The following is a 12434-nucleotide window of genomic DNA, read 5'->3' as shown; positions in this document are numbered from 1 at the left end:
GTAAAAAGAAGAGTTACAGAAGTGGCATACCAATCATGAAGTGCCCTACTTTTGTAACTCTTTTATAAGTGCTAAGCAGGCTCATCAAGCCCACATTGCGTTAAAATCGATCGTGCGTGTCTTTCCTGATAGTGTGATGAAGTCGTTAGGTCACCTCAATGCTTCCTGACCATTAGTCTTCAAATGTTGTCGTGTCCAGGTTCAAACTTTCCAAAATAATTGTTGCGGTTTCCTCAATTGACTTATTGGCAACGTTAATCGTCAAGCAACCAAGCTTTCTGTAGAGGTCCTTTGCATATTTCAATTCTTTCTTAATATTTTCGGTGTCTGAGTAAGGTGTATCTGCATCTAGACCATATGACAACATCCGCTGTCTTCTGATCTTGTGGAGCTTCTCAGGGGTGTTCAAGAGGCCAAAGACTTTATTCTTGTCTACTTGGTCGAGTTCTTCAGGAATTTTTAAACTTGGTCCGATGGGTAAGTTTGCGACCTTTTGATTTTGGTTAGCCAAATAAAGGGAGAGTGGTGTCTTGGATGTTCTGGAAACTCCCAGTACGACAATATCCGCCTCCAATAGGCCTTTGGCATTCTTACCATCGTCATTTTCAACCGCAAATTCGATTGATGAAATTCTTTCGAAATAATTTTGATTAAGATCGTGGATCAACCCAGGAATATGGGCAGGTTGCTCGTCGGTTAGCTTGCTGAGCATCCGCATTGGCTCTTGAATACAATCAAAGTCATAAATATGATTTTGAGTGCAAAATTCATCAACCATTTCACTTAAATCGGTGTTAACCAATGTATGAAAAATCATGGCATGGTTGGTTTTGGCCAATTTAAGAATTCCCCGCAAGATTGAGTCGGTTTGAATGAACGGAAAGCGCCGCATTTCGGCCTTAAGATTAGGAAATTGTGAAACGGCTGTTTGGGCAATTGTTTGAGCGGTGGCACCACTTGAATCAGAAATAATGAACACATTTTGCGTTTTCATATAGGTTATTCTCCTCTAAAATAAAATTTCCTAATTAAATATTAACATGTGATAGCGTTTTTAACTTAAATCATTGACGACAAAGACATTAATATGTATAATTTATTTCGAACCGTTTTAGGATGCACTTGGAGTGCTTTTTAAACAGTTACATTCAAGCTCGGAGGGAGGGAATTTCACATGGCAAAGACAGTCGTTCGTAAAAACGAGTCTCTTGATGATGCTCTTCGACGCTTCAAACGTACAGTTTCAAAAAGCGGTACATTACAGGAATATCGTAAACGTGAGTTTTATGAAAAACCAAGTGTAAAGCGTAAATTAAAGTCAGAAGCAGCACGTAAGCGTAATAACAAGAAGAAGCGTCGTTTCTAAGACACTACTCGAGAGATCGGAGCCTAATTTTTATTAGTCTCTGATCTTTTTTAATGGTAAAATTTAATTATAAATTGAAAAGAGGTTACTTTGATGACTGTTTATGATCAATTGAATGCAGACTTAAAAGAAGCAATGAAGGCACATGATAAAATTCGCTTAGGTGTGATTCGGGGCATTAAAGCTCAAATAATGAACGCTGAAGTTGAAAGTGCTGATCATAAGTTAACTGAAGATCAAGTGAGTTCAATCGTCATGAAAGAAATTAAACAACAAAAAGAATCGATTGAAGAATTTAAGAAGGGTAATCGTGATGATTTGGTCAAGGATCAAGAAGCCAAATTAAAGATTGCCGAAGAATATGCACCCAAACAAATGTCAACCGATGAGGTTAAAGCCGTTGTCGAGGAAACCATTAAACAGGTTGGCGCAGAGTCAATGGCTGACTTTGGTAAGGTGATGGGAGCTGTGATGCCTAAAGTTAAAGGTAAAGCCGATGGAAGTATTATTAATCAACTTGTAAAAAAACACCTTCAAGGTTAATTAATGATTAATAATGCTTTGGAAATGGCTTTTTCTATGCTAGTATCACAATAATAGGATTAAAAAGGAGTTTGTGTATTTGGCTGATACTGAACAGATTACAAAAGAATTTATCGTATCCGATCCCAATGAGCTATTGCAAATTGTCGGTACTCAAGATGAGTTTGTGACGATTCTTGAGGAGGGCATGGACGTTTCCATTAACGTGTTCGGTAATTCGATGCGGATCTCTGGTACAGAAGATTTAGTCAAAACGACGATCCACATTTTGGAAAATATTCTTTCCCTGATTGGAAAGGGCATCAGTATTAATAGCAGTGATTTTATTAGTGCAATTAATATGGCCAAGAACGGCACATTAGAATATTTTCAGGATTTATATAACCAAGTCTTAATCAAAGATGCTAAGGGTAAGGCAGTCCGAGTCAAAACGTTTGGTCAGCGACAATACGTTCAAGCGATTCGTCATCATGATGTGGCTTTTGGCATTGGACCTGCTGGAACCGGTAAGACTTATTTGGCGGTTGTCATGGCGCTGGCGGCTTTAAAACAGGGAACCGTTGATAAAATTGTGCTGACACGACCCGCTGTTGAAGCCGGGGAAAGTCTTGGCTTTTTGCCGGGTGATTTGAAAGAAAAGGTTGACCCTTATCTCAGGCCAATTTATGATGCCCTGCACGCAATTTTAGGCGCGGAGCATACTGAACGGTTGATGGATCGTGGCGTGATTGAAATTGCGCCGTTGGCATATATGCGTGGCCGGACCCTGGATAATGCATTTGTGATCTTGGATGAAGCTCAAAATACCACCAATATGCAAATGAAGATGTTTTTAACCAGGTTAGGATTTGGTTCAAAGATGATTGTGAACGGTGATATTTCACAAATTGATTTGCCAAAGCGAACAACCAGTGGGTTGGTTGCTGCCCAAAAAATCTTGAAAAATATCGACCAAATTGAATTTGTAACCTTCACTGCGGAAGATGTTGTTCGACATCCAGTGGTTGCAAAAATCATCACCGCGTACGAGAATAGCGGTCATTAACTAATCGAGGAAGAATGAGAATGGATTTAGAGATATACGATAAAACAAAGGACGGCATTGATGAAAAAGACCGAAAATTAATTGCCAACGTGCTTGATTTTGCCGGTAAGTACATTAAGCTGGCAGATAACACGGAAATGTCTGTGACCTTGGTCAATAACGACGAGATTCACCGGATTAATAAAAAATATCGCGGCGTCGATCGGGCAACTGATGTGATTAGTTTTGCGATTGAAGATTCTGCCGATGATGATTTCCCGATTATTATGGATGAATCTCTCAAAGAAAGCATTCCAGAGAACATTGGCGACATCTTTGTGTCAGTTGATAAAGTTGCCGAACAAGCTGATTACTTGGGTCATTCTTTCCAGCGAGAACTTGGCTTTCTAGTGGTTCATGGCTTCTTGCATCTGAATGGCTATGATCACATGAAGAAAGCTGATGCTGACGTGATGTTTCCCTTGCAAAAAGAGATTTTAAATAAATATGGCCTTAAAAGATAAAGACAGCAGACAAATAGATAAGAACAAGACTTTTTTCCAATCAGTAGGACACGCCTTAGAAGGAATCAAACGTCTCATTTTAGAGGAACGTAATTTTCGGTTTGACCTTATCATTGCATTTTTAACGTTGTGTCTAGGCGTGATTCTTCAGATAAGAATTAACGAATGGCTATGGTTATTTGCTGCATTCTTTTCTGTGATTGGATCGGAAGTGTTGAACTCAATCATTGAGAATGTGGTCGATTTAATTGTTGGCCATCATTTTGACTTGTTAGCCAAACGAGCAAAGGATATCGCCGCTGGTGGTGTCCTGATGTCTGCGCTATTTGCAATCATTATCGGGTCGTTAATCTTTATTCCCCGGTTTATTGAGTTACTAAGTTAGGTGAGGTAAAAAATGGATAATCCAAATTATCATTCAGGATTTGTTGCAATTGTTGGCCGGCCCAATGTCGGGAAGTCAACTTTCTTAAATCGAGTGATCGGCCAGAAAATTGCGATCATGAGTGACAAAGCCCAAACAACTCGAAATAAGATCCAGGGAGTCTACACAACGAAGGAAGCTCAAATTGTGTTTATTGATACCCCTGGAATTCATAAGCCCAAGGATAAATTGGGCGATTTTATGATGGAATCAGCTTTGTCAGCTTTGAAAGAAGTTGACGCTGTGTTATTCATGGTCAATGCGACTGAACGGCGAGGCGCTGGGGATAATTATATTATTGACCAGTTGAAGAAGACTGACCAACCAGTTTACCTGTTAATTAATAAAATTGACCAAATTTCGCCTGATGACATTATGGCAATTATTGGTGAGTACCAAAATGCGTTAAAATTCAAGGATGTTTTCCCAATTTCTGCCTTACAAGGAAACAATGTCCCAGAATTGATTGATGCTTTGGTAAAGGAATTGCCAGAAGGACCTCAGTACTATCCAGAAGATCAAGTAACGGATCACCCGGAACGATTTGTGATTTCAGAGTTAATTCGAGAAAAAGTGATGCAATTAACTCGCCAAGAAATTCCGACCTCGACCGCCGTTTATATTGAAAAGATTAAGGATGACAATGGGTTGTTGAGAATTCAAGCAACAATCATCGTTGAACGGGACGGTCAAAAGGGAATTGTGATCGGTAAGGGTGGTTCAATGTTGAAGAAAATTGGGACCCTAGCAAGAAAAGACATCGAGAACATGATGGGCAACAAAGTGTTCTTGGAGTTATGGGTAAAGGTTCAACCAAGATGGCGTGACAAGCAAAGCTTATTGGATTCGTATGGGTACAAAAAATAGTGAACGAAGCAAAGCGTTTAGGAACTGGAACTTAAGTCACCCACGCATGGATTCTTTGCTCTGGGGATCGTCCGGCTGCTTTTGTGGCAGTTCCTACTTTGCACAGCTAATCTATTCTATGTAGACGCAACTTTACCTTTTTTCAATGTTGGTTGAAGCTGTCCTATTTTGCCTAACAAAAATGTGCACCAGGAGGCTGATCTCAACCATGTAAGCTAGAAATCAATCATTCCAAAATGGAAGTAATTAATTTTTCCTTACATTCCGGGATCAAAGCACTTATTATCGCGTTCTGAGGTGATTTCATGTCCAAAGGCCAAATCACAGATTTTAATGGAATTTTACTTTACACCAAGCCCTACCGTGAACATGACCTTTTGGTGAAATTTTTGACCCGTGAATTTGGGAAGAAAATGTTTTTGGTCCGTGGTGCCAAGCGACCTCGCTTCAAAATGCGGGCGGCGATTTTACCGTTTACATATGGCTTGTACGGTGGCGACATCAAAGATGATGGCTTGTCATACATCAATGACGGCAAACATGTTGAACACTTTAATCAGATCGCTGAAGATATCACTAAGAATGCTTATGCAACTTACACAATGTCGTTAATCGATCTGGCATTTCACGACGGTGAGCCCATAGCTGTTTGGTACGACAAGTTGTTAATGGGGTTGAAACTGATTGATGAAGGCTTCGACGCAGAAATTATCACAAATATCTTTGAAGTTCAATTGCTTCAAGCCTTTGGGGTTGCCCCTAATTGGGTTGACTGTGTGATCTGTCATCGGCGAGATTTGCCGTTTGACTATTCCGAGGCGTATGGTGGCTTGCTATGCAAAAATCACTGGGACAAGGATCCTTACCGAATGCATCTGGACGCGAGAACCATTTATTACTTGAGGTTATTTTCGGTTGTGGATTTATCAAAATTAGCGCACATTGCAGTAGGTGACAAAACCAAAAAGTTATTACGACAAGTTTTAGACCAAATCTATCAGCGCAGCGTCGGGGTGGTTCCCAAAAGCAAACGATTCATTGATCAACTGGGTAAATTCAAAATTTGATGTAAGCTGCGTTGACAATCGTTTTAATGTCAACTATGATTATTTCTGAAATAAATAATTCGGCAATGAGAAAAGAAACTGATTGATGATTTTGTCCAACGAGACTGGGTAAGTGAGAGCCAGTTCAAACTGATCAATTAGATGGCGCTTTTTGAGCTGAACAATTAAGTGCTGGTAATAATTTACCAGAAGTAGGGTGGAACCGCGATTGACTCGTCCCTATGTTTAAGTGGCTAAGTATAGCTTTTAAACATAGGGATTTTTTTGTGATTAAACTAGGAGGAATATTGATGACTGAAAAACTATCAGTTCAAGAAATTATCCTGCGGCTGCAAAAGTATTGGGCAGCTCAAGGATGTATGTTAATGCAGGCATACGATACCGAAAAAGGGGCTGGAACAATGAGTCCTTACACGTTCTTGCGGGCAATTGGCCCAGAGCCATGGAATGCCGCTTATGTTGAACCTTCCAGACGACCAGCTGATGGCCGTTATGGTGAAAACCCGAACCGGCTGTATCAACATCATCAGTTTCAAGTTATTATGAAGCCTTCACCAGAAAATATTCAGGAACTTTATCTGAACAGTTTGAAGGAACTTGGTATTAATCCCTTGGAACATGACATCCGTTTTGTTGAAGATAACTGGGAAAACCCTTCGATGGGATGTGCCGGTGTTGGTTGGGAAGTTTGGCTAGACGGAATGGAAATTACCCAGTTTACATATTTCCAAATCGTTGGGGGCCTCGAAATGGATCCCGTTGCATCTGAAATTACTTATGGTTTGGAGCGGCTCTCGTCGTACATTCAAAACGTCAACTCTGTATTTGATTTGGAATGGTCAGACGATGTTCTTTACGGTGATATCTTCAAAGAACCTGAATATGAACATTCCAAGTACAGCTTTGAGGTTAGTGACCAAGAAATGCTGTTGAAGCATTTCAATGAGTATGAACATGAAGCCAAGCGCTTATTGGATCAAAGCCTTGTTCATCCTGCTTATGACTACATTTTGAAGTGCAGTCATACGTTTAATCTTTTGGATGCTCGCGGCGCTGTGTCAGTTACCGAACGAGCTGGTTATCTATCCCGAATTCGCAATTTAGCCCGGCGGGTCGCCAAGGAATTTGTTGCCGCTAGAAAACGTCGAGGATTCCCGTTGATTAAAGACGAGAAGAAACGTCAAGAACTACTCAAAGACGAAACGGAGGAAAAATAATGGCTAACAATTTCTTACTGGAAATCGGTTTGGAAGAAATCCCTGCCCATGTTGTGACGCCAAGCATTAATCAACTCAAAAAACGGGCAACCGATTTTCTTAAAGCACAACGAATTACATTTGCCAACATTAAGACTTTTAGCACCCCTCGGCGGTTGGCTCTTTATATAACGGAGTTAGCTGATAAGCAGCCAGATATTGATAAATCCGTCAAAGGACCCGCAAAAAAGATTGCTCAAGATGCTGACGGTAACTGGACGAAGGCTGCGATTGGTTTCTCAAGAGGGCAAGGCGCTACCACGGATGACATCACGTTTAAGGATGTTAAAGGGACACAATACGTTTTCGTTGAAAAACACATTGCTGGTAAACCTGTCGACGAGATTTTAACCGGGATGAAAGACGTTATTACTGCAATGACTTTCCCAACGATGATGAAGTGGGGGAACTATTCATTTGAATATGTCCGACCGATCAAATGGCTGGTCGCCTTACTTAACGATCAGGTTGTTCCCTTTAAGATCCTTGACGTGACAACTGATCGCATTACTTCTGGACATCGCTTCTTTGGTAAAGATGTTGAATTGGCAAACGCAGATGAATACGAAGAAAAGTTGACTGAACAATTTGTCGTTGCCGATGCTGATAAACGAAAAGAAATGATCACCAAGCAAATTCAGAAGATTGCCCAAGACAACAACTGGAAGATCAATCTGGATCCTGATTTATTGGAAGAGGTTAATAACCTGGTTGAATGGCCAACCGCATTTGCGGGTAAGTTTGATGACAAATACCTCAAAATCCCAGATGAAGTCCTGATTACCTCGATGAAAGATCATCAGCGTTTCTTCTATGTAACTAATCAAGAAGGCAAATTACTTCCTCATTTTGTTTCCGTCCGAAACGGGAATGATTATGACTTGCAGAACGTGGTTCAAGGAAATGAAAAAGTTTTAACTGCCCGTCTGGAAGATGCCATGTTCTTCTATCAAGAAGATCAAAAGAAGTCAATTGCTGATTATGTGGAACGTCTGAAAAAGGTCAGCTTCCATGACAAAATTTCGACAATGTATGACAAAATGCAGCGAGTGCAAGTTATTTCACATTACTTTGGCCAATTATTCAGCCTTTCTGACGACCAACTCAAAGATTTGAAGCGGGCAGCTGAAATTTACAAATTTGATTTAGTTACCGGCATGGTTGGCGAGTTTGCCGAACTCCAAGGTGTAATGGGTGAAAAATATGCGTTGCTAAATGGCGAATCCGAGGCGGTTGCCAAAGCAATTTCCGAACACTACATGCCAATCTCAGCAAACGGCGATTTACCTCAATCAGATATTGGTTCAATTTTGTCGATTGCCGATAAATTGGATAGCATTTTAACGTTCTTTGCCGCCGGGATGATCCCAAGTGGCTCAAACGATCCTTATGCCTTACGTCGTCAAGCAACTGGGATTGTTCGAATCGTTTCTAACAAGAACTGGAAATTTGATTTAACTTCAACGTTGAACAAGGTGATTGAGTTGCAGAAACAGCAAAACGTTGCCCCTGATTTGGATATGAGCGGACGGGTTTCAGCGATTGATGACTTTATTAAGGATCGAATCAAACAGTTCCTTGATGACTTAGGTATTCGTTATGATATTTCAGATGCCGTTACCTCTGGATCACATACCAACATTGTCTTTAACATTGCTAGTGGCAAGGCCTTGCAAAATCACAGTGATGATCGTGACTTCAAGGAGGTCATTGAGTCACTGACCCGGGTTCAACGGATCGCTAAAAAGGGTTCATTTGGCAGTGATGATTTGACGGTTGACCCAAGTTTGTTTGAGAATGATTCCGAAAAGTCACTTCATGATGCTGTGGCCAAGGCTGCAGATGGTTACACAGACTTGACTGCTGAAGCCGATTTTAAACGGCTAGCAGGGCTTAAAGATGAAATTAACACTTATTTTGACGCTACAATGATCATGGCTAAGGATGAAAAGCTGAGGAATAACCGGCTTCGTCAGTTGACAATGATTGCCAACATGATTATGTTCTTAGGTGATTTGGATAAATTGGTTGTCAAGGGATAATGAGTGCTTATGATTGTACTAATTGACATTGTATGATAGTATTTAATCACGTATCGCTAAGACAATGAGTCGCACTCTTGGGTGCGGCTTTTTGCCGGTATTTATACGGCTTTTAAAGATGGGAGGCGAAAGACTATCAAGATCCCAGAAGATGTGATTGAGCAAGTTAGATCACAGGTCAACATAGTTGATGTTGTTTCTCAGTACGTTCAATTGAAACAGTCTGGCAAGAATTTATTTGGCCTCTGTCCGTTCCATGAAGAGCGGACCCCGTCTTTTTCAGTTTCGGAGGATAAGCAGATTTTTCATTGTTTCAGTTGTGGCCGCGGCGGAAATGTATTCAAGTTCTTAATGGAGTTAAAGAATATTTCATTCCCAGAAGCCGTTAATGAAGTTGCCCAACTCGAAAATATTCCTTTAGATAAGAAGTATTTTGCGGATCATTCGAATGACCCATCTGCTAATGAGAATTCACAACAAAAGCAATTGATTGATCTCCATGAGCAGACAGTCAAGTTATATAACCATATTTTGACAAACACCAAGATGGGACAACCGGCGTTGGATTATCTCCACAAACGGGGAATTACTGATGAAACGATTGCCACCTACAAGCTTGGATATGCGCCTGTCCAACGATTGTTGAAGCCATTTTTCGATGAACGCAAGGTTGATTATCAGCTGCTACGCAAAACGGGGCTGTTTTCTGAGGATCAGGATGGTAACTTGCGCGATCGTTTTGTTGATCGGGTGATGTATCCGATTCGAAATGGTGGCGGGCAAACGGTTGGCTTTTCCGGCCGGATGCTGACGAAGAATCCAGATATGCCAAAGTACCTGAATAGTCCGGAAACCGAAACGTTTAATAAACGCAAAATCCTCTTTAACCTGGATTTAGCGCGGGCAAACATTCGAAGCCAGCAACCTGCCTTGTTGTTTGAAGGCTTTATGGATGTGATTACAGCGTATCAAGCTGGCATTAAGTCTGGGATTGCCTCGATGGGCACTAGTCTTACTGAACAGCAAATTTATGATATCAAACGGATTACGCGGGATGTTATTATTTGCTACGATGGTGATATTCCTGGACAAAAAGCCATTAAACGCGCCATTGATGAATTCGGTGAGCATGATAACAGTATGGGTATCAAGGTTGTCACGGTTCCCGATGGTATGGACCCCGACGAATTCATTCGCAGTAAAGGCGCCGATCCCTTTAAGGAGTTGCTCACTCACGCCCAGGCACCCATTGAATTTGAATTGAGCTACTTGAAAAAGCAATACAATTTGAATTCTGAAGTTGACCAGAGCAACTATATCGCTGAAGCAGTCAAATTAATTAGCAAAGTGGACTCCAGCATTTCGAGGGATCTTTATCTGAATCGGTTGGCGGATGAATTTTCGGTGGAGAAGAAGTTGTTGCAACAGCAGTTGATGCCGTTATTAAAGCGAACGCCATCGGTTTCGACTAATCAGTATCAACAGCCTAATCCCCCCATTCGGCCAAGGCAGACAAAGCATTTAACTAAAGTGCAGGTTGCAGAAATGCAACTGCTTAATCGAATGCTCCATTATCATGATGTTTGGTTGAAAGTCAGTAATATTGCCGGATTTGCGTTTGTTGATGAAAAATTTCAAATGTTGTATCTATTAGCAGAGGGCTATTTCACCAAATACAGCGATTATAATGTGGCTGCGTTTAGTAATCTCATCACGGAAAATTCACTGCAAAGCTTGTTAATTGATATTGAAATGCTTGAATTACCAGATCAACCCAGCGATCAAGAAATTGATAACTGTGTCAATGTGTTGATGCATCAGGCACCCGTAGACGCCAAGTTGAAGCAAAGGCGAACCGAATTGAAACAAGCAACGAAGATTGGCGATGTTGACAAACAAAAAGAATTAATGATTGAAATTATCAAACTTGAGCAACAAAAGAGAACGAAGCAACAAGTCTAACTTCAGGAGGCATTTTGATGGCTAACAAAAAAACAAGCAAGGTAAAGGTAACAAAGGCAACTACAAGCAAAAAGGCTGCATCAACTAAGACAAAGGCCGCAAAGAAAGCTGCTAAGCCGTATAAAAAGGAATTTGACGCAATTGTTAAAGCGAATAAGCAAATTGGTCATATTACCTATGATGAACTCCAGAAGAAAATCCAAGAACCATATTCTTTGAACGAAAAGGATATGGAAGGACTCCTTGAAGAAATCGAAGACTCAGGAATTAGTGTCGTTGATGAAAATGGCGAGCCAGATCCACGTGCGATTGGCGCCGCTAAGAAGGTTACTAAGAAGGAACTTTCTGATGTTTCTGCGCCCACTGGTGTTAAGATCAATGATCCGGTTAGAATGTACCTTAAAGAGATTGGCCGGGTATCACTTTTAAGTGCCGACGAAGAAATTTCACTTGCTAAACGAATTGAAGATGGCGATGAAGAAGCTAAGCAGGAACTAGCTGAAGCCAACTTGCGGTTGGTGGTTTCGATTGCCAAACGTTATGTGGGTCGGGGGATGCAGTTCCTTGATTTGATTCAAGAAGGTAACATGGGCTTAATGAAGGCCGTTGAGAAGTTTGATTATCGGAAGGGATTCAAATTCTCAACTTATGCCACTTGGTGGATTCGTCAAGCCATCACCCGGGCCATTGCTGACCAGGCTCGAACAATTCGGATTCCAGTTCACATGGTTGAAACCATCAACAAATTGATCCGAATCCAACGGCAATTACTTCAAGACTTGGGCCGTGAGCCATTGCCTGAAGAAATTGGTGCTGAGATGGACATGCCAACAGAGAAGGTTCGAGAAATTCTGAAGATTGCCCAAGAACCAGTTTCGCTTGAAACCCCAATTGGTGAAGAGGATGACTCTCACTTGGGTGACTTCATCGAAGATCAAGATGCAACTTCACCAGCCGACCATGCAGCTTATGAGTTGTTAAAGGAACAGCTGGAAAGTGTTCTTGATACGTTAACCGATCGTGAAGAAAATGTTTTACGGTTGCGTTTCGGCCTTGATGACGGTCGAACTCGGACCCTTGAAGAAGTTGGAAAAGTGTTTGGTGTAACCCGTGAGCGGATTCGTCAAATCGAAGCTAAAGCATTACGGAAGCTCCGTCATCCATCACGTAGCAAGCAATTAAAAGATTTTTTGGAATAATCTGATTCAACAGAACAGCAGGCGTTCATAACAAAGTGACAAATTTTGGGCTCTTCGTCAACTGTTGTTGGTGAAACTAAATTGGCTCTTCGTCAACTGTTGTTGGTGAAACTAAATTCGAGTTCTAATCACTTTGTGATTAGGGCTCTTTTTGTTTTGA

12 protein-coding genes are annotated in these 12434 nt (G+C 41.1%); 11 read left to right on the top strand and 1 reads right to left on the bottom strand.

The annotated features are described in order from the left end of the window. Positions 1 to 172 precede the first annotated feature (172 nt). Positions 173 to 994, bottom strand: coding sequence for a pyruvate, water dikinase regulatory protein (locus QUF07_RS00940; protein WP_217161316.1), 822 nt, complete (start codon positions 992 to 994; stop codon positions 173 to 175). 180 nt (positions 995 to 1174) lie between these two features. Here QUF07_RS00940 and rpsU point away from each other — a divergent pair, with 180 nt between their 5' ends. The 11 genes from rpsU (at position 1175) to rpoD (ending at position 12274) form a co-directional block, all read left to right on the top strand. After that, complete coding sequence (gene rpsU / locus QUF07_RS00935) at positions 1175 to 1366, top strand: 30S ribosomal protein S21 (protein WP_003553874.1); 192 nt, start codon at positions 1175 to 1177, stop codon at positions 1364 to 1366. Positions 1367 to 1459: 93 nt separating this feature from the next. Next, on the top strand, positions 1460 to 1909 hold the full coding sequence (locus QUF07_RS00930; RefSeq protein WP_054746610.1) for a GatB/YqeY domain-containing protein: 450 nt from the start codon (positions 1460 to 1462) through the stop codon (positions 1907 to 1909). A gap of 79 nt (positions 1910 to 1988) precedes the next feature. Continuing rightward, complete coding sequence (locus QUF07_RS00925; protein ID WP_217161315.1) at positions 1989 to 2954, top strand: PhoH family protein; 966 nt, start codon at positions 1989 to 1991, stop codon at positions 2952 to 2954. 20 nt (positions 2955 to 2974) lie between these two features. Then, a complete protein-coding gene (gene ybeY, locus QUF07_RS00920) occupies positions 2975 to 3457 on the top strand; it encodes an rRNA maturation RNase YbeY (protein WP_217161314.1) in 483 nt (160 codons plus the stop codon). Further along, entirely contained in the window at positions 3441 to 3842 is a 402-nt protein-coding gene (locus tag QUF07_RS00915) for a diacylglycerol kinase family protein (protein WP_056982817.1), read from the top strand. Before ybeY ends, QUF07_RS00915 begins: the two co-directional genes overlap by 17 nt. Before the next feature lie 12 nt (positions 3843 to 3854). Continuing rightward, positions 3855 to 4748, top strand: coding sequence for a GTPase Era (era, locus tag QUF07_RS00910; RefSeq protein WP_056982816.1), 894 nt, complete (start codon positions 3855 to 3857; stop codon positions 4746 to 4748). Between the two features lie 305 nt (positions 4749 to 5053). After that, positions 5054 to 5815 carry a DNA repair protein RecO gene (recO, locus tag QUF07_RS00905; protein WP_217161312.1) on the top strand — a complete coding sequence of 254 codons (762 nt, stop codon included), beginning with the start codon at positions 5054 to 5056 and terminating at the stop codon, positions 5813 to 5815. Positions 5816 to 6105: 290 nt separating this feature from the next. Next, positions 6106 to 7032, top strand: coding sequence for a glycine--tRNA ligase subunit alpha (gene glyQ, locus QUF07_RS00900; RefSeq protein WP_056982814.1), 927 nt, complete (start codon positions 6106 to 6108; stop codon positions 7030 to 7032). Beyond that, positions 7032 to 9113 carry a glycine--tRNA ligase subunit beta gene (gene glyS / locus QUF07_RS00895; RefSeq protein ID WP_289426605.1) on the top strand — a complete coding sequence of 694 codons (2082 nt, stop codon included), beginning with the start codon at positions 7032 to 7034 and terminating at the stop codon, positions 9111 to 9113. Before glyQ ends, glyS begins: the two co-directional genes overlap by 1 nt. Before the next feature lie 135 nt (positions 9114 to 9248). Further along, positions 9249 to 11075 (top strand): DNA primase, encoded by a 1827-nt coding sequence (gene dnaG, locus QUF07_RS00890; RefSeq protein ID WP_217161394.1) that lies wholly within the window; start codon positions 9249 to 9251, stop codon positions 11073 to 11075. Between the two features lie 17 nt (positions 11076 to 11092). Beyond that, a complete protein-coding gene (rpoD, locus tag QUF07_RS00885; RefSeq protein WP_217161309.1) occupies positions 11093 to 12274 on the top strand; it encodes an RNA polymerase sigma factor RpoD in 1182 nt (393 codons plus the stop codon). Positions 12275 to 12434: the final 160 nt, after the last annotated feature.

Origin of the sequence: Lentilactobacillus sp. TOM.63 (genome assembly GCF_030361045.1) — a bacterium.
GTDB lineage: Bacteria > Bacillota > Bacilli > Lactobacillales > Lactobacillaceae > Lentilactobacillus > Lentilactobacillus dabitei.
Note: the sequence above shows the minus strand (reverse complement) of the source record. Positions and strands in the feature narration are given on the sequence as shown.

Bases quoted from the DNA above. Each gene is read 5' to 3' on its own strand.
- ybeY (WP_217161314.1), top strand. From the start codon at position 2,975: ATGGATTTAGAGATATACGATAAAACAAAGGACGGCATTGATGAAAAA.
- glyS (WP_289426605.1), top strand. From the start codon at position 7,032: ATGGCTAACAATTTCTTACTGGAAATCGGTTTGGAAGAAATCCCTGCC.
- QUF07_RS00915 (WP_056982817.1), top strand. From the start codon at position 3,441: ATGGCCTTAAAAGATAAAGACAGCAGACAAATAGATAAGAACAAGACT.
- recO (WP_217161312.1), top strand. From the start codon at position 5,054: ATGTCCAAAGGCCAAATCACAGATTTTAATGGAATTTTACTTTACACC.
- rpoD (WP_217161309.1), top strand. From the start codon at position 11,093: ATGGCTAACAAAAAAACAAGCAAGGTAAAGGTAACAAAGGCAACTACA.
- era (WP_056982816.1), top strand. From the start codon at position 3,855: ATGGATAATCCAAATTATCATTCAGGATTTGTTGCAATTGTTGGCCGG.
- rpsU (WP_003553874.1), top strand. From the start codon at position 1,175: ATGGCAAAGACAGTCGTTCGTAAAAACGAGTCTCTTGATGATGCTCTT.
- QUF07_RS00930 (WP_054746610.1), top strand. From the start codon at position 1,460: ATGACTGTTTATGATCAATTGAATGCAGACTTAAAAGAAGCAATGAAG.
- QUF07_RS00940 (WP_217161316.1), bottom strand. From the start codon at position 994: ATGAAAACGCAAAATGTGTTCATTATTTCTGATTCAAGTGGTGCCACC.
- glyQ (WP_056982814.1), top strand. From the start codon at position 6,106: ATGACTGAAAAACTATCAGTTCAAGAAATTATCCTGCGGCTGCAAAAG.